Origin of the sequence: Rahnella sp. RFA10(1/100) (genome assembly GCF_004195115.1) — a bacterium.
Lineage (GTDB): Bacteria > Pseudomonadota > Gammaproteobacteria > Enterobacterales > Enterobacteriaceae > Rahnella > Rahnella perminowiae.
The window spans coordinates 266,929-292,684 of sequence record NZ_SEWR01000002.1; the positions used below are offsets into that span (position 1 = coordinate 266,929).

A 25,756-nucleotide genomic window follows, 5' to 3' on the forward strand; every position below is an offset into this window, starting at 1 on the left:
TCTGTACGCCTCCCCCTGCGAAGGGGGAGGCGGGGAGGGGTTTTGCTGGCGACTGCGATGCCATTGATACCCCGCCCCAACTCTCCACTTCGCAGGGGAGAGAGCAGTACCCACAAAAAAATCGGCGTAATTAAGTGGTGTCGGTAATGAAAAATAAGAAAGTGATGCGGTCACTGACCGCAATATTGGGCACCTTGTGTCTGACGGTTTTAACAGGGAATTCGGGGGGGGTGGCGGCGGTTAAACAGCCGGAATTTAACTGGCAGGCCGCGCCGACTGAGGAGATGCGTGCCAGCCTGACGTTGCAGGATGCTATCCTGCGGGCGTTTGCGCGCAATCCGCAAATTTCTGAAGCTGCGGCGCAAATCCGCGTCGGCAGAGGCAACCTTGATGAGGCCAAAAGTGCGTGGTACCCGCAAATCTCCTTACAGGGAACCGCCGGGAAATCGCATCAGACTGACTCGGCAGGGAGCCTGAGCAACAACGCGTCGGCGGGCGTCCAGCTCAGCCAGTTGCTGTATGACTTCGGTCGTACCGGCGGCAGCATCAGTCAGCAGGAATACCTGTCTGATTCCTATCGTTATTCGCTTTACAGCACAATGACCGACGTGGCGCTCAGCACCCTGCAGGCCTATCTCTCGGTCAAACGCTATCAGGCGCTGAGCCTGGCGGCGCGTGACAATATCGCTTCTCTCGAACGTGTGCGTGACACCGCCAGACTGCGGGCAGACGCCGGGCTGAGTTCGCAGTCTGACGTGTTGCAGGCAGAAACGCGTATTGCCGGGATGAGAGCCACGGTTGAGCAATATCGCGCCCAGCAACGTTCCGCACAGGCACAACTGACGGTGCTGACCGGCGTGGTTTCCGACAATTTACCGGATCTGCCGCAAAGCCTGTTGGATCAGAAAGTCACCCTCAACAAAATCCCTTACGAAAACAGCACGCTGGTGCGTGCCGCACAGGCTAAACAGCAGGCGGCGATCGAGGAAGTTAATCAGACCGAAGCTCAGCACTGGCCGACCCTGAAAGTGCAGGCAGGACGTACGCGCTATGAAAACAGCGGCGGTGGCGGTTCCTATTGGGACGATCAGGTACAACTGGCGGTGGATGCGCCGGTGTATCAGGGCGGGGCGGTCAGTGCCAAAGTTCGCGCGGCAGAAGGTCAGCGGCAGGCGGCACAGGCCGAAGTCGAAAAAGCCAAGCTGGATATCAACCAGAAAGCATCGGCGGCTTATGCCGACATGATCGGCGGTCAGCAGCGCCAGCTCGCGGGCGAGGAACAGTTCGGCAGCGCGACGCATACCCGCAGCGTCTATCAGGACGAGTACAAACTCAGCAAGCGCAGTCTGAACGATTTGCTCAGTGTTGAGCAGGACGTTTTTCAGGCCGATACGTCGCGTATTGGCGCGCTGTATGACGGCTGGGACGCGACGGTGCGCTACGCCGCTGCCGTAGACAATCTGGTCGATATGTTAGGTATCGACCGACACAAACAAACAGGTGACACCATCCCGTCGCTGTAAGGATCGGGCAGTACGGGAATAAACCAGAAGCATTCGATATCGAGGTTGAAATGAGTCATGAAGCCCCTGCACCTTTGTCGATCGACGTCTGGATAAGCGCCATGGGGCGCGTGGCCGAAACATTCGGCAAACCAGCAGATCCGCTTTATCTTCGCCAGCAGATGCGCTGGTTTGAACATCAGCCGTTGCGGCGTCAGCTGGACCGGCTCAGCGGCCTGATGGGGCTTCAGGTCGGTATGGTCAGCTGGAATCAGGTGCGCTGGCGTCAGGAAGTATTGCCCGCCATTATTACCCTGCAACAGGGCGGCATTGCGGTACTGGAAAATCTGCACGATGACGGCACTGTCGATTACTGGCTGAGCGACGGCGGCAATTTAGTGCGTTCCGCCGAACTGGTGATGTTGCTTGAGCAAAGCACCGGCCCGGTTTTTTTGGTGGGCGTTGCCGCACGCGGGCGGGATCAGCGTATCGACCCGTTCGTTCAGCCGCATAAAAAACACTGGTTCTGGGAAAATTTCCGTGGTTCAGGACGCAAAATCGCGGAAATTTCACTGGCCTCCGTTCTCGGTAATGTACTGGCGCTGGCCGGTATTTTGTTCTCAATGCAGGTGTATGACCGTGTGATCCCGGCGCAATCTTATCCGACCTTATGGGTGCTGTTTTTCGGGGTGGTGCTGGCGGCGGCCATGGAATATATCATCCGTCTGATGCGTACGCTGGTGTCAGATCTGATGGGCAAAAAAATCGACCTGAAAGTCTCCTCGTTGTTTTTCGTGCGGGCGATGAATATTAAAAACGATGACCGGCCAAAATCCACCGGTTCCTTTATCTCTCAGTTGCGTGAAATCGATCAGGTGCGTGAACTGCTGACCTCGACCACCATCAGTGCGGCGGCGGATATGCCTTTTGTGTTGCTGTTCCTTGGCATCATGTTTTTCATCGGCGGCCCGCTGGTCATTATTCCGTTGCTGGCGATCCCGCTGATTGTCATTCCCGGCATTCTGATCCAGTGGCCGATGGCTAAACTGGCAAAAGAAGGCATGCGGGAAAGTGCGCTGCGCAATGCCGTGCTGGTGGAAACCATCGAAGGTATCGAAGACATTAAAGCGTTACAGGCGGAAGCCTATTTTCAGCGTCAGTGGGAACAGACGCATGAAGTCAGCGCCGCAGTGGGCATGAAACAACGTGTCTGGGGCGCGCGCCTGACAGGCTGGGCTTCCACCGTGCAGCAACTGACCTATGGCGGCATGCTGGTGTTCGGCGTGTATCTGGTGCTCAGCGGTGACATTACTACCGGTACGCTGGTCGCCAGCAGCATGTTGTCATCACGCACTATCGCACCGCTGATGCAACTGACCATGGTATTTTCCCGCTGGCAGCATGCTAAAAGTGCCATGCGCGGACTGGATGAATTACTGAAAAAACCGGTTGACCGGCCCGCTGATGCCGAGCTGTCACATTGCCCGACGCTCAGCGGCCATTTCAACGTGCGCAACCTGCAATATACCTACGACAAAGAGAACGCGCCGAATGTATTAGGCATCGGCCAGCTGGAGATCAAACCGGGTGAACGCGTGGCCATCCTCGGAAAAGTCGGTGCGGGTAAATCGACATTGCTCAAACTGCTGGCCGGCCAGGCCAGCCCGTCACAGGGAAAAATCCTCATCGACGGCGTTGACATGACCAAAGTCGAACCGGCGGATATCCGCCGCCAGCTCGGTTATCTGTCGCAGGATTCGCGGCTGTTTTTCGGCACGTTACGTCAGAACCTGATGCTGGGTTATCCGCATGCCACGGACCAAGAAATGCTACAGGCGCTGCGTATCAGCGGCGCGCTGTCTATGGTGCAGGCCGACGCATCGAGCCTTGATAAAATTATCAACGAAGGCGGGCGGGGATTGTCCGGCGGTCAGCGTCAGATGGTGATGTTAAGCCGTATGATCCTGCGTAATCCGCAGGTGGTGCTGATGGACGAACCGACGGCATCGATGGATGAACAGCTGGAAGAATATGTCATCCGCCAGTTACACAGCTGGCTTGTAGGACGGACGCTGATTGTTGTGACGCACCGTCCGGCACTGCTCAAACTGGTGGACAGGATCGTGGTGATGGATAACGGGCGGGTGGCAGCAGACGGTCCACGTGATCAGATCCTGGCCAAAGCTGTCAGTACCACGCCCGCTGCGGCAGCAGCCGTGGGTGACAATAAAACACAAGGCGCAGCCTGAGCTGCTAAGGACACTGCATGGCACATCTGACATTGCATGATGAACTGGAGGCCGAAAGTCGCAAAGTCTCGTGGATTATCTGGGTCACGCTGGGCAGTTTGCTGGTGTTTTTCGTCTGGGCACGTTTTGCCGTGCTGGATGAAGTGACGGTCGGCACCGGCAAAGTGACACCATCGAGCAAGGCACAGCAAATTGATTCACTGGACGGCGGCGTAATTTTAAAACTGATGGTGCAGGAAGGCTCGGTAGTCAATCGCGGCCAGCTTCTGGCGCAGCTTGACCCGACGCGTTCTCAGTCGAACTACGGTGAAGCGGCTTCCCGTGTGCGGACACTTCGCGCATCTTCGGAGCGTCTGAGTGCAGAACTGACCGGCGCGCCGCTGAAATTCAGCCCTGAAACCATGAAATCGCCGGAGCTGGTGGCGCGTGAGCGTCAGTTATATTTATCGCGTAAGCAGAACCGTGATGAAACGGTGGCGAATTTGCAACAGTCGCTCAGACTGGTGAATGATGAAATCAACATGACGCAACCGCTGGTGGCAAAAGGCGCGGCAGGGCAGGTTGAGGTTATTCGTCTCAAACGTCAGGCCAGTGAACTGCGCGGAAAAATCGACGATGCAATCAACCAGTACGCGGTACGTGCGCGTGAGGAGCAGGTGAAAAACAACGCCGATCTGGATGCCGGGTTACAGGTAATGGCCGGTAAAGAAGACCAGGTTACGCGCTCTGAGCTGTATTCACCGGTTCACGGCATTGTTAAAGATATCCAGGTTTCCACCGTGGGAGGGGTGCTGCAACCGGGCGGTAAGCTGATGGAAATCGTACCGATTGAAGATCAGCTATTGATCGAAACCCGTATCAACCCGCGCGACATCGCCTATATCCGCCCCGGGCTGCCTGCCACGGTAAAAATCTCGGCGTACGATTCATCAATCTATGGTGATCTGGACGGCAAAGTTGAAGGGGTATCACCGGACACGTTGCAGGATGAAGTGAAGCGCGACCAGTATTATTACCGCGTGTATGTGCGTACCGATAAAGCTTTCCTGACCAACAAAGCCGGACGCCAGTTCCCGATTGTGCCCGGCATGGTGGCGAACGTGGACATCAAGACCGGCCAGAAAAGTGTGCTGGATTATCTGATTAAGCCGCTGAATAAAGTTAAAGAATCCCTGAGGGAGAGGTAAGCAGGACGCCGCTGCTGATGCGGCTTTAAAGTCAACACCGTGGGCGGCGAGCCCACGGTGTTGATCTTAAGGCCGGAGTGGGCGGCAACCCAAGATATCAGCCCGCTATTGCAGCGGCGCCTGCAATCTAAACTCCGCTACCGGATCTTCCATTTCCGCTTTCCGCTTATCCTGCCAAAGATTCATCCTCGCACGCAGGGAACCATTGAGGTCATCGTGAACCTGCTTCGCGGCCTCAGATGCCGGATTCAGTTCAAGCACAAATTCCATAAACCTGGCAGCGACATAACGGTTTTTCTTCACCCCGGTGCCGGTCAGCCATGCCATGCCAAGTGTATAGGCGGCTTCGGCGCGATCAGGATGGTCAGGGTTATGCAGGATTTCCGGTAGCCAGACCTCTGCGGCCTGACGTTTCTCAGCGTCTGAGCCGTTATCCAGCGCACAGCCGGCGCGGTAGTAAGCGGCGGACAGATGTCCTGCGTCCATTGCCCGCTGATACCACTGCATCGCCTGTTCATAATCCGGTTCGCCACCCAGCCCGTCGCGCAGCGCGTTAGCACAGGTAAACATGGCCGGAACCATGCCGGAGCGGGCGGCGCTGAGGACACAATCCATTGCATTACTGTCATTATGAAAATGCTCAGGCACATCATGATGCCAGCCGTTGCGGTAGAAGAAATACAGTTCGTAGCAATGAATGGCGCTGCCGTGGCGCGCCATACCGGTCATCAGAAAATGGGCGGCATCAATATCATCATTGATCGCCATATCATGCGCCAGCGTAACCAGATCGCTGACCGGCTGTTCATCGCCGGCTTGCCGGATAAGCGACCACGCATGTTCCATCAGCCCTTCACTTAATTCCGGACGGGCAGGTAGCCCGTATAATCCGAATTGCAACGCCGTGGCAGCAAAAGCCACCAGCACCGGATCAGTGGCCTGGCTGAGGCCGCGGGTCAGTAACTGGGTAAGTACCGGCAAGCCTTCTTCATGGCCGTTTGCCAGCACAGCACGGGAAATAAACATGTGGGCAGAATGGCCGGGCATGGCCTGCGGTGACACTGCAAATAACGCGTCATAAACGGCCAGACCGGCCTGATCATCATCCTGCCAGTACGCCGTACAAATTCCGGCGAGATCCAGCAGCCGGATGCGGGTGTCAGGCTCGAGCGGGCTGGCCAGTAAAGTGGCCAGCCGCTGCTCAAGTGCCAGCGCCTCTGGCGATTCGCGTTCGGCGATATCACCGGAGAGTGCATCGCACAGCGCATTCGCACGGAACTGGTTACGTTCTTCATCACTGAACTCCGCACACAACGGGCCGTCAATGATCAGCAACTGTTGCTCGTCGCTGCCACCCCAGAAAGCGGAATGGAATAACAGATAGGATTCCATCGTGCCGACGTCTGCGTGACGCACGGACATCGCCATGCGCAACCAGTAATCCAGCGCTTCTTCACCGTTTTTGCGGGTTTGCCGTAACGCGGCGGGTAACATGTGTGGCCAGTGCGTGGCGGGTTCAAAGCCGAGCGCATGAATATGCGCCACACCGGCCTGCCAGATTTCACTGCCCTGAATCGAGAACTTCTCATGCAGAGGTTTAGGTACTTCGCCCGCGAAAAGGGATTTTAGCCAGTAAGGCTCACCGAACCCTCCGCTGAGGTTCATCAGATGGCGGAATGCGTGGGTCGGTCGCGGATGTAATTCGATAGCGCGTAATAATGCCAGCACGGCGTAATCGCAACACAACTGCGCACCGAGCCACTGGTGATCTTCAATCTCATTTTCGCCCTGAGACCGGCGGATTAACCAGGCGTTTTCATGCCAGACCATGCCCAGTAATACGTGAGCGTGATAGCTCTGCGGGCATTGCTGCGCCCAGTCGCTGAGAATTTCCAGCGGATTAAGCGCAGGCGATTCCGTGCCGGTAAACAGGGTCGCCGGGTGCATCAGCAGGCCGTAATCGCTTTGACCTTCGCCCTGATTCTGCCAGCCACGCATCAGTGACAACAGCCACTCGTCGAGTTTTAAAAAACGGCGGGTTGCCAGAAGCATTCTGGCTTTAGAGAGGTTGTCGAGTTGATCCTGTTGTGGCATGAGGTTCCCTGAACTGTTGAATAAAGAAGCTGTTGCGTGGCTCTGCAGTCTATCGCTCTTCCCGGCAGTGAGCAGCGGGATTGGTCTGACTTTGGCTATAGTAACGGATCTGAAGTGTTGCTGCCCAACAAAGCCTCTCCCCAATAGGGATTAATAATCTTCCGAAAATATCTTATTAATTTAATGGATTAGATATCAACTATTAAGAAAGTCGTACTTTGAAAGATGGAGATAATGTGAAGTAATTATGGATAAATACAGTTAATGTGCGCGATATAATAAGTGATGAATATCACTGTATGTAATTATATCTTTGTAAACCCAAAAAAAAACCGGCCACAGAGGGCCGGCTGTTGTTTCCACAAAACGGGGAATGAGGGTAATAAAATAACAAATAATGATGATAGCAAGAGAGATTATATATTACCGGTGGATAGATCGTTTATCACTTAGTGCGGTAATTATTTGGCATAATTATTTGATAATATTGATTATTTTGTAAATTTAGCTTTGAGTGCTTTATTTTAACAAAAATAAATAGACGTAAATTTACCCGATATTAATATTTAGTTACAAGTTCTAATATGTAAGTAATGTCTTCACTAATTTCGTATCATTTTCTTTCTGGATTAAAAGAAATTATATCATGAGAATAGAATTGCCATGTCGGGCCAACATTTATACAGAAACAAAAACGTTATGCAGATCTAAAGCAGTAAAAACGTGTACTTTACATTCAGTGGCACGGTCCGACACCTACCGAGGATAAAAAAATGAAACTCCGTGTTCTTTCACTCATGATCCCTGCTTTAATGGTGGCAGGATCAGCAAGTGCGGCAGAAGTTTATAATAAAGATGGTAATAAACTGGACCTGTACGGTTTAGTTGATGGTTTGCACTACTTCTCTAACGACAAAGGCTCAGACGGCGACCAGAGCTACATCCGCCTTGGTTTCAAAGGCGAAACTCAGATTACTGATCAACTGACCGGTTACGGCCAGTGGGAATATCAGGTTCAGGCTAACCAGGCTGAAAGCTCGGATGACGGTGACCGTGCCTTTACCCGTTATGGTTTCGCCGGTCTGAAATTTGGTGACATGGGTTCATTCGACTACGGTCGTAACAACGGCGTGATGTATGACGTTGCCGCCTGGACTGACATGCAGCCTGAGTTCGATGGTTCTACTTACGGCGCTGACCAGTTCCTTTATCAGCGTACCAACGGCGTGGCTACTTACCGTAACGATAACTTCTTTGGTCTGGTCGATGGCCTGCATTTTGCCCTGCAATATCAGGGTAAAAACGACAGCGGTGGCGGTGAACCAGGTACCCGTGATGTGCTGACACAGAACGGCGACGGTTACGGTATGTCCCTGAGCTACGATATTGGCGCGGGCGTCAGCGTAGCGGGTGCGTTCTTCAACTCTGACCGTACTGACGAACAAAACTCCGCACCAAATATCATGGGCGACGGTAAAAAAGCGGAAGGCTACACCGGTGGTCTGAAATATGACGCCAATAACGTCTATCTGGCTGCGATGTTCACCCAGGCTTACAACGCTTCCCGTTTCGGTTCTACCGATTCAGAAGCTTACGGTTATGCTAACGAATCCCAGGCATTTGAAGCCTACGCCAGTTACCAGTTCGATTTTGGTCTGCGTCCGTTCGTAGCCTATAACCAAACCCGTGGTAAGGATTTAGGTTCAGACCGTCTGGGTAATAACTATCAGGATCAGGATCTGGTTAAATTTGTTGACCTGGGTGCGACTTACTACTTCAACAAAAATATGTCAGCCTATGTCGACTATAAAATTAACCTGATCGACAGCAGCACCTTCACCGACAACGCCGGCATCAATACCGACGATGTGACTGCGGTAGGCCTGGTGTATCAGTTCTAAGCGTGCCTTTCTCAGACACAGAATAGCGCGTTGCTTTAACAGTAAAGAACAGCAGTAAACAGCACGTTCTTCAGGAACGCGGCCTGAGAGGGCCGCGTTTTTTGTGGGCACAATTTGGCGTGAGAATGCTGTAAAACACCGCTATGGTGTTCAGGTGAATTTCTTACCCTGACCGAGGTGCTTATGTCCGTTAAACCGCCCTTACCGCCATTTACCCGCGAAAGCGCAATCGAAAAAGTGCGTCTGGCAGAAGATGCCTGGAACAGTCGCGATCCGCACCGAGTCAGCCAGGTTTACTCGGCGGATACTGTCTGGCGTAACCGCAGCGAGTTTGTGCACGGGCAGGACGCCGTGGTGAGCTTCCTGCAGCGTAAATGGGCCAGAGAACTGGAGTATCGCCTGATTAAAGAGCTGTGGGCGTTTGACGGGGCGCGGATCGCCGTGCGTTTTGCTTATGAATGGCGGGATGATTCGGGCAACTGGTTCCGCAGTTTTGGCAATGAAAACTGGGAATTCAATGAGCAGGGGCTGATGTTTGCCCGTCACGCCTGCATCAATGATCTGCCGATTCAGGAAAGCGAACGACAGTACCACTGGCCTTTGGGGCGCAGGCCGGACGAACATCCGGGCCTGAGTGATTTCGGTTTCTGACAGCCTCAGGCTGATTTCTGGTGGATCAGATGCAGCGGGGGAGACACATCGAGTTTGATGTCAGGGTTCTGGCGGAATTCATGTGGCGTTATGTTGAAACGCTTGCGGAACATGTAAGTGAAATGCGATTGCGAACCGAAGCCGAAATCCATCGCGATATCAAAAATCGGCGTTTCACTGCTGCTCAGTTGATAAACAGCACTGGCCAGACGGCGTTCCCGGATGTACTTCCCCAGAGAAATGCCGGTTGATTCTTTGAACAGTTTTTGCATGTGCCAGAGCGAATAGCCTGAATACTCAGCCAGTTCTTCAAGGTGGATCACACGACCCAGATGGCCTTCAATCCATTTGCTGAGTGCGCAGACGATAGCGATATGAATGTCTTGAGCCATAACCAGTCTGTATTAAGGTTGAATACCGCTATTATACACGAGTTCGTCAGGTTGGCGTGGCAGGTGTTGCTCAGAGATGTTCAGCGTCCCGGCGGACAATAATGGCCCGGTGGGCAGGACTGTTGTAATGACAGCCTGACGGGCCATGTTTTAACGCAACAGGATCCAGTGGATTAACCGGGCGATGCCATCGTCCACCACCACCATCCCGACGAGAATAAGAACAATCAAAATCACGAAGTTCTTACCGGTTGGCAAAATGATGTCTCCCTTTATCCCTTTTCAGGGAACGGAACTCAGTTACCACGGGCCGCTGCCCTGCATATTCAGGGCAATAACCCCCAGACAAACCGCGACAAATATCAAAAATACGATAAGAAGCCGTTTCATTCTTTTTCTTACAGAGCTTACGCTCTTCCTCCACAATGTGTCAGCCAGCAATTTCTTCAGCCAATAAACACTGCGAACGTTAACCGCTTATTTCGGTGAGATCCAGTCTGTCAGAAATGTTTAATGATTTTGATCGCGTTCGCTTAACCATCGGTGGCCGGGCGACGCACCAACTCGGTTTTCTGCCCGTCATTAATCACCGTCGTTGGTGGCGTTTCCGGCACCAGCGCATCCGGCGCTATGTTCATATGATTGAGGACTTCGCCCATAATATGTCCAAAAATCGGGCCAGCCACCGACCCGCCAAAGTGCTTGCCCGCTTGTGGATTATTGACCATCACCACCAGCGCAACACGCGGATTACTCGCGGGCGCAACACCGGCGGTGTAGTTAATGTAACCACCGTCGTATTTGCCACTGCTCCCCATTTTTTCCGCTGTACCGGTTTTAATCGCCAGACGGTATCCCGGCACTGCAGCGCTGAGGCCTGAGCCGCCGGGTAATGCATCACTTTCCATCATATGAATCACTGTTCTGACCACGTCAGCCGACATTACGCGGGTACCGAGCACCGGCGGTGTGACTTTGGTTATCGACAGCGGACGGTAAATACCTTCCGCCCCAATCGTGGCGTATTCACGGGCGATTTGCAGTGGCGTTACACGCAGGCCGTAGCCAAAGGAAAAGGTCGCTCGTTCGATATCGGCCCAGCGGTCGCGGTGGAGTGGGAAATAGCCACTGCTTTCGCCACCGATACCCAAATCTGTCGGTTTGCCTAAACCAAAGGATTGATACAGCTGAACCAGAACGTTGGCCGGCATTGCCAGCGCAATATGCGAAACTGCAATGTCACTGGATTTTTGCAAGATACCGGTGATGGTCAGCGCAGGCCAATGGCCGACATCGCGGATCAGGTGGCCGTTAACGGTGTACGGATGGGTATCGAGAACGGAATCCGGGCGGATCATATGCCGGTTCAGACCTGCCATTACCACCAGCGGTTTGACTGTCGAACCGGGTTCGAAACTGTCGCTGATTGCCACATTGCGCATGTCTTTTGCCTGAACACCGGCATAGTTATTCGGGTTATAGGAAGGGTAGGACGCCATCCCTAAAATCTCACCGGTGTTCACATCCACCAGAACAGCCGCGCCGGATTCGGCCTGGTTAAGCGTAACGCCATCGCGCAGCCGCGAGTACAAGACGTACTGCATAAAGCTGTCGATACTCAGATTGATGGTCGGCGGCTGTTGCGGTGCGACTTCTTTCAGAATACCGATCACATTGCCATGGCGATCCTGACGGTACTCGCGCATGCCAGGTTTGCCCTGTAGCAGGGCATTAAAACCTTTTTCGACGCCTGTCAGACCTTCATTATCCGTCCCGACGACACCGACCAGATTGGCGGCGGCTTCGCTCATCGGGTAGTAACGGCTGTCATCCAGCTGACTGCTGATGCCGCCAAGGTGCAGCTGACTGATATCTGCGGCGATACCTTCTTCTATTTTGCGCCCGAGATAAACGAAGCGGCGCTGAGGATCGCTGGTGATGGTTTGCTGTAGTTGTGAAAGTGGCATATTCAGCGCGGAAGCCAGATATTGCCACTTCGGGCTGTTCAGATCACTGTGCAGTTCCAGTACACGGAACGGGTCGGCGATAATATCTTTTGAAGCGACACTCAGCGCCAGCGGATGGCCGTTACGATCGACAATGGTGCCGCGCCCGGCAGGGATAACCGTGGAGCGCAACGAGCGGGAATCGGCTTCTTTTTCCAGCATCGGCTGGTTAAGCAATTGCAGGTAGCCCACCCGGCCGAGCAGAAGCGCCAGACAACAGACAATACCGAGACAAATCAGCGCAAAGCGCTTGGTGTAGAAATTAGGTTGGGCGCTGGATTTTTTTAGGCTCGGTGGCATGGCAGTTTCGCAAAGTCATTGGCGCATGTGAAGCGAAAAGCGAAGGTGCGGAGAACAACTTACCGGATGAAAATAGCCCGGTTTGTCCCTCATTATGTGCAACTCATCGCTCTGATTGATAATGAATTTCGTATAACATGCACATCTTATATTAAGCCATAGCGATGGATTGTTTATTTCAATTGCGCTTTGTAAGCAAGTGCAACGGCAAAGCGGATTATTTACTCCACGGCGAGCCAGTCATCGGCTTCTTCGAACATTTCCTCTAGCATTTGGTTTAATTGCGAACGTTCCTGCTTGCTGGCGCCGTGGGTATTCAGGCCATTAGCCTGCATTGGTTTCACTTTGACTTCAGCGTCAGGAAACAACCGGTGTACCCGTTTAACCAGTTCCGCTTCAATTTTTTTGCTGGCATCAGGGATGCCGGCGACATTCCGTTTGTCAAAAATCAGTTCGACCCGCATAGCTTTCCTCATAAAAGACAGGGAGAAATAACTGTTGAAATATACAGTGTTATCCGCGCGGGTCCAAGCAATTTTTAGTGTGTTATCTGCATCACGCCGCGCCCGCTGAGACGCTGACGATCGTGAGGGCGACGCAGGTCCAGTTCCGGGCCTGCCGGAACGATACCTGTCGGGTTCAGCCACAAAATACCGTAATAACCTTGTTTGATATGCGTCAGGTTCACCGTATCGCTGATCCCCGGCCACTGATAAAGTTCGCGCAAGTAATGGGATAAATTCGGATAATCTTCAATACGGCGAATATTACATTTGAATGCCCCATGATAGGCGCTGTCGAAACGCACCAGTGTGACGAACAGCCGCCAGTCGGCTTCGGTAATACATTCACCGGCAATGTAGCGGTGGTGGTGTAAATGCGTCTCAAGGGTATCCAGCGTACTGAAAAGTTGGGTTACGGCGGCGCTATAGCTGTCCTGCGTTTTTGCAAAACCCGTCTTATACACGCCGTTGTTAACGTCGTGATAAATCACCTCGTTCCAGCGGTCAATGTCTTCGCGCAGGGCAGCAGGGTAGAAGTCATCCTGATTGCCGGTCAGTGCATCAAACGCATGGTTAAGGATGCGGATAATATCAGCTGATTCATTATTGATGATGCGCCCTTCGCGGCGGTCCCACAGCACGGGCACGGAGACTTTGCCGGTGTAGTGTGCATCGCTGGCGGTGTAGAGTTGATGTACATAACGCACCGGCTCAATCTTTTCGCCTGCATCCTGCGGCGTATCAAACGTCCAGCCATTTTCACCAATCACCGGCTGAGCAATGGATACCTGAATGAATTTTTCCAGCCCTTTCAGATGGCGAAAAATTAACGTGCGCGAGGCCCACGGGCACAAGTAAGAGACGAAAAGCTGATAGCGTCCGGCTTCAGGCTCAAGATGTGTCTGGCGAAACGCCGTTTCCTGACGATGAAATGCGCCGTTTTTAATTTCTTCTTTTGCGACGTCGCCGCTTACCCATTGTCCGTTGACCAGTCCCGACACGATAGTGGCTCTCCGCGCTGTGTTTATAAGGTGATTAGGATGTATGGACCTACCGTAGCGGTTTCCGGCGGTGCTATAAACGACATTATTTTCAAGAAGAAGGTCAAATAATTTGACGGGGGATGCGGGCGTGGTGCCATTAAAAAAGCCAACCGGTCAGGGTTGGCTTTCATCATTTCGGTTAATGGCGAACGTCAGTTTGCCAGGAAGCGTTTTTCATCTGTCAGCACCTGAAGCAGCAAGCTAAGTTCTGGTTTCTGATCTTTAATCCGCTTGCCGTTAATATCAAAGGCGCGGTAATCACCGTTACTTTCCAGTTCCAGCGTCTGGTCTGGCGTGGTGATCACCAGCGTACCGTCGTCGCTGGTGGTGACCCAGTTATGGCGTCGCTTCGCGGCGAACAAATCTTCGCCCTGCGAGTAATCAGCCGGAGCTGTCGTCACATGCAACAGGCGTTGCATCAGCGTAGTCATCACATCCGCATTATCTGTCAGTTTATCGATATTCTGCGCGGGTGTACCGGGCCAGTGAATAATCAGCGGAACCTGTAACTGGCGACGGTTCATCGCATTGCCTGAACCCCAGGTACCGTTCTCGTTGAATTCAATACCGTGTGAAGCGGTAATGACGACCACTGTTTTATCCAGCTCCCCGCGATCTTTTAACGCCTGCAGGATAGCTTTGATTTGCGAATCCACATTCGCTGCACCGTTCTGATAACGATGAATAAAGGTATTACCGGTCGGCACACTGGCCCCGTCCTGACGCAATGCGTTACTGATCCCGCTCAGACTCAGGTAGGAGAACCACGGACCGTTGCCAGGTCCGTTCAGCCATTGTTGCCACTGATAAACGGTTTGTTGATCAGTCTGTTTGACCGGCGGCGGCAAGGTAAAATCGGTCAGTAATGCCTGGCGGTACAACGGGCTGTTAAAACCGTCTGAGGCAAATAAACCGAATTCGTAACCTTGTTGCTCCAGTGACGACACCAGTGCAGAAGGTTTACGCGCCGCCAGAATGCCCTGCATATAGCTCGGTGAAATCCCGTAGAACAGGCCGAACAGCCCGGTGTCATTACGGTTTCCGGAACTAAAATGCTGATCAAAACGAATGTTATGTTTGGCAAAATCGCTCAGCGTGGGCAGATCTTTATCCAGCGTGTCGGTATGGACACCATCTAGCACCACCATCAGCAAATTATACTTCGAACCGGTTTTCGCGAAGCTGATGGTGTTCAGCGGATATTCGACTGCCAGCGCTTCGGGATTGCCTTGTTCGATCAGCCGCTTCTGGTATTCCTCGGCATTGAGCAGGCCGTGTTTTTCAAGGAATTTACGTGCTGTCATCGGGTAGGAAAGTGGCAGATTCGCACGCTGCATGGTGATCGGACGATAGAAATTCGCATCTGCCCAGATGTACATCAGATGTGAAGCAAAGAAACTGGCTATAAACAGAACGACAATCGGTTTGGCGAAATTGCGGCGGTTCAGGCTGCGTAACTTTTGCCATGCCCAGGTACCAAACAGCATTTCGAGCAGGAATATTACCGGCACAGCAATAAACATCAGCTGCCAGTCACGGGCCATCTCACCCTGACCGGGATTGACCACCAGCTCCCACACGACCGGATTAATGTGCAGGTGGAAACGGGTAAAGACTTCGGTATCGACCAGAAGCAGTGTCAGTCCGGCAGTAGCCAGAATAGCGGATAAGAACCGCAGCAGCCGTTGCGACATCACCACGAAGGTGAGCGGGAAGATGATCAGTAAATATGTCGAGAAACCGATAAAACTGAAATGCCCAAGCCAGCTGACCAGCGCGTAAATGCGCCCCTGCAATGAAGAAGGCCAGTCAGAAACAAACAGGTAGCGGCTGCCGATCCCAAGGATGAGCAGGATATTAAACAGGGCGAACCAGTGGCCCCAGCTGATCATCTGGGATACTTTTTCGCGATAGCGCTGACGATTTGTCACCATGAGAGGTATTGGGCAAGTTGTGGATTAATGGGCTTTATCTTCTCTTATCGACGCTTGCAACGCTTTCGCAAAAGACTGCGACAAGGCTTTGCGCTGTGCAGGAGCGACGCTGGTATTAATCAGGTTTGTCACCATATTGCCCAGAACCATCAGAGACAAATCTGTCGGGGCGCGGTGTTTTTCCAGAACGGTTGCCAGCTCGGAAAGGAGCTGTTCAACGTGTTCGTCACTGTAACGGGATGATTGTGCCATAGAGTATTGTGCTTCTTGATCTGACAAAGTCCAATATCTTAGCGTATCACGCCTCTGTTTTCCGCATTTTTATAACTGAGTTAACGTTGTTGTATTGATTGTATCTATTAATCTTTATTTCAGCCTTCGCGATAGTTGCGGCCCCGGCGCTTCGGTGTTTGAATACGCCCCGCAGATCAACCCTTCTTACACGGCTGCAATTCTTACAGGAGAAAATCCCCATGAGTCTGGATCTTGAGCAGATCGCTCTGCACCAGTTGAACAAACGTGATGAGCAAACGCTGGATGTTGTGCTGCGTGATACGCTCCTGACGCCCAATGCTGCCGTTGATGAAATGATGGCAGAACTGCACCGCGTCTACAGTGCAAAAAGCAAAGCGTACGGTTTGTTCAATGAAGACAGCGAACTGGCGGTGGCATTACGCAGCTGCCGCAAAGGGGACGATGATTTTCTTTCATTCAGTCGCGCCGCCACTGGCCGTCTGCGTGACGAACTGGCGAAATACCCGTTTGCTGAAGGCGGCGTGGTACTTTTCTGTCATTATCGTTTTCTGGCGGTTGAATATCTGCTGGTTGCCGTACTCAACAGCCGCAGCAGTATGCGCGTCAATGAACAACTGGATGTCAGCAGCATTCATTATCTTGACATCAATCATGCCGATATTGTGGCGCGTATCGATCTGACCGAATGGGAAACCAATCCGGAATCGACCCGTTATCTGACTTTCCTGAAAGGCCGGGTAGGGCGCAAAGTCTCAGACTTCTTCATGGATTTTCTCGGTGCGTCCGAAGGTCTGGATACCAAGGCGCAGAACCGTGGCTTGTTGCAGGCGGTTGACGACTTCTGTAGCGAAGCGCAGCTCGATAAAAACGAGCGTCAGAACTACCGTCAGCAGGTTTATACCTATTGCAACGAACAGTTACAGGCTGGCGAAGAGATCGCGCTCGATGATTTGTCCGAAGAGTTGCCGCCGTGGAATGACAAGAAGTTTAAAGAGTTTACCCAGGAGCAGGGTTATCAGCTGGAAGAAACTTTCCCGGCCGATCGCAGCACTTTGCGTCAGCTGACTAAATTCGCCGGCAGCGGCGGCGGCCTGAGCATTAACTTTGATGCCATGCTGATGGGCGAACGTATTTTCTGGGATCCGGCCACGGATACGCTGACCATCAAAGGCACGCCGCCGAATTTGCGGGATCAGTTGCAGCGTAAAGCGGGTAATAAATAATCGCGCCCAATAAAAAACACCGCCTGGGCGGTGTTTTTTATTTGTTCTCGCACGGCGTCCCGATGCGCAACAACTTTTTACTCGTCATCCTTCACGTTGTTGCTGCGTTAGCTACGTTCGTTCACCTGAATCACTTACCAATGTAAGTTCATCAGGACTCACTCGCTTGCTACTTTGCTACAACCTGAATGATTTAGAGTAAAGTCGCGTTATTAAACGCGAACGAAGTCGATGTGAGCCAGTTTTGGCTTGAACGGGTGACGCTGTACAGCCTGAACTTTAACTTTGGTTTCTTGACCGTCGATAACCAGAGTAATAGCTTCAGAGTAGAACTCCGCTTTAACTTCCAGGTTCTTTACAGAATCATGGTCCAGTTTGATAGAAACCGGAGCAGCTGAGCCACCGTAAACGATAGCTGGGAATTTGTTAGCTGTACGCAGGCGGCGGCTCGCACCTTTGCCCTGCTCGTCCTGTGGACGTACTTCTACATTGATAGTGATCATTGTATGTTTCTCTAATAGAACTACTTCTAAAATGTGCCCCGCCACCTGCGACCGAGTGACGAGTTGAGTACTGCGACTTCCACACAAGGCGAAAGCGGGCGGTATGATACCGGAGTCCGGGCGCAGCAACAACGAATAATTACCGGTTTGGTCATCCCTGTTACCCGCGCAGTTCGTGAGCGCGCCGGTAGCGGCCTTCATAATCAAATATTTTCTCCCGCACCTGCCAGAACTGGCCTTTCATACGCGCGACCACAAAATCCGGATGACGCAATAACACCTGCTGCGCGGCAACATCCGCTGCGCTATTCCATTCCAGCGGTACGCCCGGTGCGCGCTGGTGCGGGCGCAGGAAGTTATGCAGAAACGCCATGCGTTGTGCAGGCGTTTGCAGACGAAAGCGCTCCGAAACGTCAGCGCCGTCTTCATCGTAATAGGTAATTTTCAGCCATTCGCCTTTGTCATCGCGTCCGTGTTCCAGATTCATACCACCGCAGCGTAAGACCAGCGCATCTTTCAGGCGCAGCGCGGCTTTCAGCATATCATCGGGGTCGACCAGAATTTCCTGGCACTGATGACAGCGCCGTGCGGCGATATCATTTTCCGCGCCACAGTGCGGGCAGCTTTTAAAACGGAAGCGGAAATCACATTGCTCACGGTTGCCCTCATCATCTTCCAGTACGCCCTGACAGCGGCGGCCAAAATGCTCAATGATCGTGCCGTCTTCGGTGGTTTTTCCCCAGAAAATATTGGCGAAGCCGCAGGCCGGGCAAAACACCTGCACGGGTTTGTTATCGCCTGCCGGCTTATGGCTGCCCACTTCCGGTGTAAAAAGGTCGTGCGGGTTTCCGGCATAATCAAGGATCAGACAATCCGTTTTACCCGGTGCGAGCCGCAACCCGCGACCAACAATTTGCTGGTACAGGCTGATGGATTCTGTCGGACGCAGGATGGCGATAAGATCCACATGCGGCGCGTCAAAGCCGGTGGTCAGCACGGATACATTCACCAGATAGCGTAACTGCTGCGCTTTAAACGCCGTGATCAGCCGGTCCCGTTCCACCGCGTGGGTTTGCGCGCTGATCAGCGCCGCTTCCCCTGCGGGCAGCAGACCAAAAATCTCACCGGCATGTTCCACCGTGGAGGCAAAAATCATCACGCCTTTACGTTCTTGTGCGAATTCAACAATCTGGCTGATGATGTGCGGCGTGATACGTTTTTGTTGTCGCAGTTCATCATTCAGATCCGCTTCACTGAACAGACCATTACTGTTGGCCTGCAGGCGGCTGAAATCGTAACTGACCACCGGCATATCGAGCCGTTCGGGTGGCACCAGAAAGCCGTTTTTAATCATGTAACGCAACGGCAGTTCATAGATGCAGTCGCGGAACAGGCTGTTGGCATCACCGCGCACAATACCCTGATGGTGATACTGATAAATCCAGCCTTTGCCTAAACGGTAGGGCGTGGCGGTCAGGCCGAGCAATCGCAGGCGCGGGTTTTGCGCACTGAGATGACCGATAATCTGCTGATACTGACTGTTATCATCGTCGGAAATACGGTGGCATTCATCGATAATCAGCAGGGAAAATTCGCCACTGAATTCCGCCAGATTGGGCGCAACAGATTGCACGCTGCCAAACACCACTTTGCCGCTGCTTTGTTTCAGGTTCAGCCCGGCGGCGAAGATGTCCGCTTCCAGCCCGTAGGAAAGATATTTGCTGTGGTTTTGCGCCACCAGCTCTTTGACATGCGCGAGCACCAGTACACGTCCGCGGGCAACGCGCGCGAGTTCGGCAATCACCAGACTTTTTCCCGCACCGGTCGGCAGCACAATCACTGCCGGTTCGTCGTGCTGGCGGAAATGACGCAGCGTGGCATCCACGGCATCTTGCTGGTAGGGGCGGAGAGTAAAAGCAGTCACGCGATGATCACCTGTTGATTATTCCGTTAACTTACCTGTTTATAAAAACAGTAATGCAGTATGCCAAGAAATGCTGCCGATGGCGATGATCAAAGAAATCTCCCGCAGTGAATGTTTAGCCTGCTTATTTTCCTTCTTCCTTACAGGATGCACGGCTATACTATTGCCCTCAACGCGGCAGTGTTTCTGCCCCCCCGAAGTAATAATAACTCTTTGCAATTATTACGAACCGAACAACCCTGAACCCTGTCAGTTGCAGTATTGCGACGGCGGGGTCTTGTGTTTTATCAGTAACGCGATCACTCAGATCGCCATGAAGGCAAGTTGATCCAATGCGTCTGGACAAGTTTCTCTCTCAGCAATTAGGTGTAAGCCGCGCGCTGGTTTTGCGCGAACTGCGTAACAAACGCGTCACCGTAGACGGTGAAATCGTCAAAACCGGCTCAATGAAAATCAGCCCGGAACAACGTGTCGAGTTTGACGGCAATGTACTGGATCAAATCACCGGTCCGCGTTATTTCATGCTTAACAAACCGCAGGGATATGTGTGTTCCACCGATGATCCGGATCACCCGACCGTGCTGTATTTCCTCGAAGAACCCGTGGCCTACAAACTGCATGCGGCGGGCCGTCTGGATATCGACACCACCGGTCTGGTGCTGATGACCGACGACGGGCAATGGTCGCACCGCATCACCTCGCCGCGCCATCACTGCGAAAAAACTTATCTGGTAACACTCGAACATCCGCTGGCTGACGACACCGCTGCGCAGTTTGAAGCGGGTGTGCAACTGCATAACGAAGATTCCCTGACCAAACCGGCGCAGCTTGAAAAAATCGAAGACTGTCTGGTGCGCCTGACTCTCAGCGAAGGCCGTTATCATCAGGTTAAACGTATGTTTGCTGCCGTGGGTAACCGCGTGGTTGCGCTGCACCGTGAGCGTATTGGTGAGATTGTGATGGATGAAGATTTGGAACCGGGTCAGTACCGGCCGTTAACTGAGCAGGAAGTGGCCAGCGTTGGCGTTCCCTCGCGATAGATTTTTCTATAACTGGAGCAGCTGAAAGTGCAAGAAAAACCGGTCTCCCATGTCGGACTGATTTTCATCCTGGGATTGATATCGATGCTGATGCCTCTGGCTATCGATATGTATCTGCCAAGTATGCCCGTGATCGCTCAGGAATATGGCGTGCCGGCGGGCAGTGTGCAAATGACGCTCAGTGCTTACGTGCTGGGTTTTGCGATAGGGCAGCTGTTTTATGGCCCGATGGCGGACAGCCTTGGGCGTAAGCCGGTTATCTTCTGGGGCGTGATGATTTTTGCCGTCGCGGCCGGTGCCTGTGCACTGGCGCAATCCGTTGAGCAACTGGTCTGGATGCGTTTCCTGCACGGTCTGGCAGCCGCTGCCGCGAGTGTGGTCATCAACGCGCTGATGCGCGATATGTTCACAAAAGACGAATTCTCGCGAATGATGTCTTTTGTGGTACTGGTGATGACGGTAGCGCCGCTGCTGGCGCCAATGCTCGGTGGTTTGCTGATGGCTATTTTCAGCTGGCATGCCATTTTCTGGGCGATGGCGATTGCCGCGCTTATCGCCGCAACGCTGGTGGGCGTGTATATCAAAGAGACGCTGCCCAAAGAACGGCGGCAAAAATTCCACCTGCGCACCAGCGTCGGCAATTTTGCTTCCCTGTTCCGACACAAACGTGTGCTCAGTTATATGCTGGCGAGTGGTTTCTCATTTGCCGGAATGTTCTCTTTCCTCAGCGCCGGTCCGTTTGTCTACATCGAGCTCAATGGCGTTTCGCCGCAAAGTTTCGGCTTTTACTTTGCGCTGAACATCGTCGCTCTGGTGATTCTGACACTCATCAACAGCCGTAACGTACGCCGTACGGGTGCGGTAAAAATGTTCCGCTTCGGATTGTTTGTGCAACTGACGATGGGGATGTGGCTGGTGATCGTCTGTACCTTCGGATTGCCGTTCTGGGCGATGGTGATTGGTGTGGCGGGATACGTTGGTGTGATTGCGATGGTCACGTCTAACGCGATGGCGGTCATTATGGATGACTTCCCGCACATGGCGGGTACAGCCGCTTCTCTGGCCGGCACGATTCGTTTCGGCACCGGTGCGGCGATAGGTTCTGTGCTGTCACTGTTTACCGCGAAAAGCGCCTGGCCGATGGTTGGGTCGATGGCGTTCTGCATACTTGCCGCCACCTTGTTGTATCTCTATGCCAGCCGTCCGGTGAAAGTGGCTGCATAACGCCCTCCCCTGCGAAGGGGAGGGCCGGGGTGGAGTATCAAGGTCAAAACCGAAAAGGAAAAGTGTGGTTTGACAAGGTGTTAGCTCTTAAAACCCCCTCCCAACATTCGGGGTTCAGTTCATCGCAGGGGGAGGAGCAAAACCAAAACGGTCTTCTCTGCTTCATGTGGGAGCTTGAGTATTAAACCATTTCCGCTTTCACTCCCTGAACCCGTCGCGCCGCTTTAGCGCGGGCGTATTCGTCTGCCATGGCTTTGGCTTTTGCCCCCGGCACGAGCGCCATATCGCACTCTTTTGGCAGCAACGTCGTGACCGCTGCGGCAATCAGCAAGGATGCCACCAGCGCGTAGATCGCGGTGCTCTGACCGTACAGGCTGACCAGCACGCCGACCAGATACGGACCGCAGAATCCGCCCAGATTCCCCAGACCATTTATCACACCACGCGCACTGCCTGCGACTTCCGGCGTGGTGACTTTGCCCGGAATCGTCCAGAAGGCGCTGGTTGCGGCTTGCAGGAAGAAACCGGCACCGACCAGGAAACCATATGCCGCCATGATGTTATGGCCGAATGCGACAGATGCCGCCAGACAGGCTGCGAAACCACACAGCGGCAGGGCAATGAACATACGGCGCTTACCGGTTTTATCCGACAGCACGGACATCGCCAGGATCCCCAACATAGTGCCCACGTAAGGGATAATCGCCAGCATACCCACTGAACTCATATCTCCGCCGGTCAGGTTTTTCAGAATGGTGGGCAGCCACAGGGTATAGCCGTAAATCCCGGTCTGATAGAAAAAATTAATAATGATCAGTTTGACGATAGACCGGTTGCGGAACACTTCTTTCAGCGGGGCGTTATTCACCGGTGCCAGGGCTCTCAGGGCTTCGCGTTCTCGGTTCAGCTCGGTAATCAGATAGTCGCGTTCACGCTCAGACAGCCATTTTGCTTCTTCAGGCCGATCGCTGATGGTAAACCACCAGAACAGCATCACGACAAAAGATAATGCCCCTTCAATGATGAACAACCAGCGCCAGTCGAGCGTATCCAGAATAAAACCCGACAGCGGCGCGGTGATCATTCCGCCGAGCGGGGCGAACATCAGCACATAAGCATTGGCGCGGCCACGTTCTTTATCGGGGAACCAGTTACTGACCATCGTCAGCACGACCGGCAGCATCCCGCCTTCTGCCACACCCAGCGCAAAGCGCAGGAACAGCAGCTGATACTGATTCGTAATCACACCGGTCAGAATCGAAATAATTGCCCAGGCAACCAGAGAGCAGGCGATAAATTTTCGTCCGCTGCCATGTACTGCCAGACTGCCGCCCGGAACCTGCAGGAATAAATACCCGATAAAGAAAATACCGGCGGCCAGACCGGCCATTGAAGCGGTAATTCCTAATTCAGCATCCATGCCGCCAGGCATAGCAAAACTAATATTGACCCTGTCCATGAAGGAAATAATGCAAGCAATAAGAATTGGCGTTATTACGCGCAGCCAGCGTGCCTTAGGAATCTTATTATCCATTCTGTGCTCCTCGGTGATGCTCGTCATACTTCAGGCTACAGATGCGTTGTCCGCACCCGCTAACGCCGGTCACTGACTTGTTTCAGTTCCCGGGGATTAACGCTCTTGCCGCCTTCCTGTAATCTGAATTATTTAGAGCATGTTCAATGCGACGTTTTATTAAATATCTCGTCTTTCGGCGATGACTTAATAAAAGCATTTTGAGGAAAGTATTTCGTGACAGACGTCACGTTGAATTATGTTAAGAAAAGGTGTTACCACTTACGTGATCCTGCACCGGAGTTTGTGTGCAGGTCCGCAGGGGGGAAATAGAGGGAAAAGGAGAGTTAAATGGTGCCGCCGAGGGAGATCCGGTAATGCAAATCCACGCGTTCGATCGTGGGCAGGTTTCTGATTTTTTTAAGCAATATCTCCGCCACCACTTTCCCCATTTCAAAGCGCGGAGTGATAACGCTGGCTAATAATGGTGTGGTTGCCAGACCGATATCCAGCCCGTGAAAACCGGAAATTGCCATATCCTGCGGGACGCGGATCCGCAGTTTGATACATTCCTGTAACACGCCGACGGCAATATCGTCATTGGTACACAAAATCGCGTTGGTCTGCGGATATAACTGACGCGCCATGGCCAGCATGCCCGCACCGATAGATACCGACGACACTTTATTCGGCGTGATATGCACCGGCGTCAGTCCGCGTTCATTCATGGCGCGGCTGTAACCCTGATAACGCTTCTGGTCACGGGCGTCAGACATCGAACCGAAATACACCACATGTTCTTTGCCGCTGGCGAGCAAGGTATTCGCCATATCATAACCCGCCTGCTGATTATCAAAACCGACGGCGATGCGCCCGTGCGGGTCGTCGAGATCCATCACCTGGGCCACAGGAATTTCTGCCGCATTCAGGTACTTATCGGCTTTCAGCGTATGCACGGAATCAGTGAGGATCAATCCGGCCAGCTGATAACCGAGCAGATTGATGATGTGTTCTTCCTCGCGTTCTTTGCTGTAATCGTAATTGACTACCAGCGTCTGAAAGCCCTGCGCGGAAGTGACCGACTCAATGCCCGCCAGTAAGTCCGAGAAAATCTGGTTGTTAAACGACGGCACTAAAATGCCGATACGCGGCGCTCTGGCCGGTCCGCGGGCTTCTTCCAGCGGATATCCCACCTCTTCCATGACCTTCGTGATGCGATCACGGGTTTCAGGAGACACCTTTTCCGGCGTGCGCAGAAAACGGCTCACCGTCATCTTCGTGACATCCGCCAGTTGGGCGATGTCCTGTAATGTCACGCGCTGGTTTCTCATGCGGAAAGTTCCTGGTTGGGCCTGCAAATAGTCCTGATTATTGAAACAGAAAGTGCCGGAGATTGTTACCAAAATGATGATGATCACACCGGGAGTAACAGGGTTTTTTAACATTCCGGCAGGTGATCTGCATCACAGTTTAGCGCAGAGTAAACCGGTGTAGTGAAGCTAACTTTTTAAATCAGCATTCAATAAGGCCAACGTCATGACAAATCTCTTCTCACTGGATAATAAAAAGATTCTGATTACCGGCTCGACGCGCGGTCTGGGTTTCCTGCTGGCGAAAGGGCTGGCGCAGCACGGTGCAGAAATTATCATCAACGGCACCCAACAGGAATCAACGCAGAAGGCCGCTGAAGCCCTGCGGGCAGAGGGCTTTATTGCCCATGCGGTGTCGTTTGATGTCACCTGCAGTCAGGCGGTGAATCAGGCGATTGAGCATATCGAAAGCACCATCGGGCCCATTGATGTACTGATAAATAACGCCGGGATCCAGCGCCGCCATAAATTCACCGAGTTTCCGGAAAAAGACTGGGACGATGTCATTGCCGTGAATCAGAAATCCGTATTTCTGGTGTCGCAGGCGGTGGCGCGTTACATGATCCCGCGCGGGCACGGCAAAATCATTAATATCGGTTCGATGCAAAGCGAACTGGGGCGTGACACCATTACACCTTATGCGGCATCGAAAGGCGCGGTAAAAATGCTGACCCGGGGCATGTGCGTTGAGCTGGCGCGCTACAATATTCAGGTGAACGGAATCGCGCCGGGTTATTTCAAAACCGACATGACACAGGCGCTGGTAGACAACAAAGAATTCTCAGAATGGCTGTGCAAACGCACACCGGCCGCACGTTGGGGCAATCCGGAAGAGCTGGTCGGCGGTGCAGTCTATCTGTCATCCAAAGCCTCTGATTTCGTCAACGGACATCTGCTGTTTATTGATGGCGGTATGCTGGCCGCTGTGTAGAAGGAGCTGAT

The 25,756-nt window shown here is 52.9% G+C and carries 20 protein-coding genes; 9 read left to right on the forward strand and 11 right to left on the reverse strand.

What is annotated here, in order from left to right:
• Positions 1–146: 146 nt before the first annotated feature.
• From ETV65_RS07935 to ETV65_RS07945, 3 genes are read left to right on the forward strand one after another with little or no spacing between them, the layout of a single operon-like run.
• Complete coding sequence (locus tag ETV65_RS07935) at positions 147–1,523, forward strand: TolC family outer membrane protein (RefSeq protein WP_129952361.1); 1,377 nt, start codon at positions 147–149, stop codon at positions 1,521–1,523.
• Positions 1,524–1,573: 50 nt separating this feature from the next.
• The gene (locus tag ETV65_RS07940; RefSeq protein ID WP_129952362.1) at positions 1,574–3,751 is read left to right on the forward strand and encodes a type I secretion system permease/ATPase; all 2,178 of its coding nucleotides are present in this window, start codon (positions 1,574–1,576) and stop codon (positions 3,749–3,751) included.
• Between the two features lie 17 nt (positions 3,752–3,768).
• Positions 3,769–4,938 (forward strand): HlyD family efflux transporter periplasmic adaptor subunit, encoded by a 1,170-nt coding sequence (locus tag ETV65_RS07945; protein WP_129952363.1) that lies wholly within the window; start codon positions 3,769–3,771, stop codon positions 4,936–4,938.
• 105 nt (positions 4,939–5,043) lie between these two features.
• Here the strand turns inward: ETV65_RS07945 and ETV65_RS07950 are convergent, their stop codons facing one another.
• Positions 5,044–7,032, reverse strand: a complete 1,989-nt coding sequence (locus ETV65_RS07950) for a DUF4034 domain-containing protein (RefSeq protein WP_129952364.1) — start codon at positions 7,030–7,032, stop codon at positions 5,044–5,046.
• Between the two features lie 773 nt (positions 7,033–7,805).
• Here ETV65_RS07950 and ompC point away from each other — a divergent pair.
• Positions 7,806–8,933 carry a porin OmpC gene (gene ompC / locus ETV65_RS07955; RefSeq protein WP_129952365.1) on the forward strand — a complete coding sequence of 376 codons (1,128 nt, stop codon included), beginning with the start codon at positions 7,806–7,808 and terminating at the stop codon, positions 8,931–8,933.
• Between the two features lie 183 nt (positions 8,934–9,116).
• Entirely contained in the window at positions 9,117–9,584 is a 468-nt protein-coding gene (locus tag ETV65_RS07960; protein ID WP_129952366.1) for a nuclear transport factor 2 family protein, read from the forward strand.
• Between the two features lie 5 nt (positions 9,585–9,589).
• Here the strand turns inward: ETV65_RS07960 and ETV65_RS07965 are convergent, their stop codons facing one another.
• The 6 genes from ETV65_RS07965 to ETV65_RS07990 form a co-directional block, all read right to left on the reverse strand.
• On the reverse strand, positions 9,590–9,976 hold the full coding sequence (locus tag ETV65_RS07965; RefSeq protein WP_013574628.1) for a helix-turn-helix domain-containing protein: 387 nt from the start codon (positions 9,974–9,976) through the stop codon (positions 9,590–9,592).
• 533 nt (positions 9,977–10,509) lie between these two features.
• Positions 10,510–12,282, reverse strand: a complete 1,773-nt coding sequence (locus ETV65_RS07970) for a penicillin-binding transpeptidase domain-containing protein (protein ID WP_129952367.1) — start codon at positions 12,280–12,282, stop codon at positions 10,510–10,512.
• Positions 12,283–12,503: 221 nt separating this feature from the next.
• On the reverse strand, positions 12,504–12,746 hold the full coding sequence (locus tag ETV65_RS07975; protein WP_129952368.1) for a DinI family protein: 243 nt from the start codon (positions 12,744–12,746) through the stop codon (positions 12,504–12,506).
• A 74-nt stretch (positions 12,747–12,820) separates the two neighbouring features.
• The gene (locus tag ETV65_RS07980) at positions 12,821–13,786 is read right to left on the reverse strand and encodes a glutathione S-transferase family protein (RefSeq protein WP_129952369.1); all 966 of its coding nucleotides are present in this window, start codon (positions 13,784–13,786) and stop codon (positions 12,821–12,823) included.
• Positions 13,787–13,980: 194 nt separating this feature from the next.
• Complete coding sequence (gene yejM / locus ETV65_RS07985) at positions 13,981–15,762, reverse strand: LPS biosynthesis-modulating metalloenzyme YejM (protein WP_129952370.1); 1,782 nt, start codon at positions 15,760–15,762, stop codon at positions 13,981–13,983.
• A 24-nt stretch (positions 15,763–15,786) separates the two neighbouring features.
• A complete protein-coding gene (locus tag ETV65_RS07990) occupies positions 15,787–16,014 on the reverse strand; it encodes a YejL family protein (RefSeq protein WP_015696497.1) in 228 nt (75 codons plus the stop codon).
• Positions 16,015–16,235: 221 nt separating this feature from the next.
• On the opposite strand from ETV65_RS07990, the gene yejK reads away from it, so the two are divergent.
• A complete protein-coding gene (yejK, locus tag ETV65_RS07995; protein ID WP_129952371.1) occupies positions 16,236–17,240 on the forward strand; it encodes a nucleoid-associated protein YejK in 1,005 nt (334 codons plus the stop codon).
• 212 nt (positions 17,241–17,452) lie between these two features.
• On the opposite strand, the gene rplY is transcribed toward yejK, so the two are convergent.
• Positions 17,453–17,743 carry a 50S ribosomal protein L25 gene (gene rplY / locus ETV65_RS08000; RefSeq protein WP_129952372.1) on the reverse strand — a complete coding sequence of 97 codons (291 nt, stop codon included), beginning with the start codon at positions 17,741–17,743 and terminating at the stop codon, positions 17,453–17,455.
• A 160-nt stretch (positions 17,744–17,903) separates the two neighbouring features.
• Positions 17,904–19,667 (reverse strand): DEAD/DEAH box helicase, encoded by a 1,764-nt coding sequence (locus tag ETV65_RS08005; protein WP_129952373.1) that lies wholly within the window; start codon positions 19,665–19,667, stop codon positions 17,904–17,906.
• A gap of 332 nt (positions 19,668–19,999) precedes the next feature.
• Between ETV65_RS08005 and rsuA the strand changes: the two genes are divergently transcribed.
• On the forward strand, positions 20,000–20,707 hold the full coding sequence (gene rsuA, locus ETV65_RS08010; RefSeq protein ID WP_013574637.1) for a 16S rRNA pseudouridine(516) synthase RsuA: 708 nt from the start codon (positions 20,000–20,002) through the stop codon (positions 20,705–20,707).
• Positions 20,708–20,734: 27 nt separating this feature from the next.
• A complete protein-coding gene (locus tag ETV65_RS08015; RefSeq protein ID WP_129952374.1) occupies positions 20,735–21,931 on the forward strand; it encodes a Bcr/CflA family multidrug efflux MFS transporter in 1,197 nt (398 codons plus the stop codon).
• A gap of 181 nt (positions 21,932–22,112) precedes the next feature.
• Here ETV65_RS08015 and ETV65_RS08020 read toward each other — a convergent pair whose 3' ends face one another.
• Entirely contained in the window at positions 22,113–23,465 is a 1,353-nt protein-coding gene (locus ETV65_RS08020; RefSeq protein ID WP_129952375.1) for an MFS transporter, read from the reverse strand.
• Positions 23,466–23,791: 326 nt separating this feature from the next.
• The gene (locus ETV65_RS08025; RefSeq protein WP_129952376.1) at positions 23,792–24,775 is read right to left on the reverse strand and encodes a LacI family DNA-binding transcriptional regulator; all 984 of its coding nucleotides are present in this window, start codon (positions 24,773–24,775) and stop codon (positions 23,792–23,794) included.
• A 205-nt stretch (positions 24,776–24,980) separates the two neighbouring features.
• Here ETV65_RS08025 and idnO point away from each other — a divergent pair, with 205 nt between their 5' ends.
• Positions 24,981–25,745 (forward strand): gluconate 5-dehydrogenase, encoded by a 765-nt coding sequence (gene idnO, locus ETV65_RS08030; protein WP_129952377.1) that lies wholly within the window; start codon positions 24,981–24,983, stop codon positions 25,743–25,745.
• Positions 25,746–25,756: the final 11 nt, after the last annotated feature.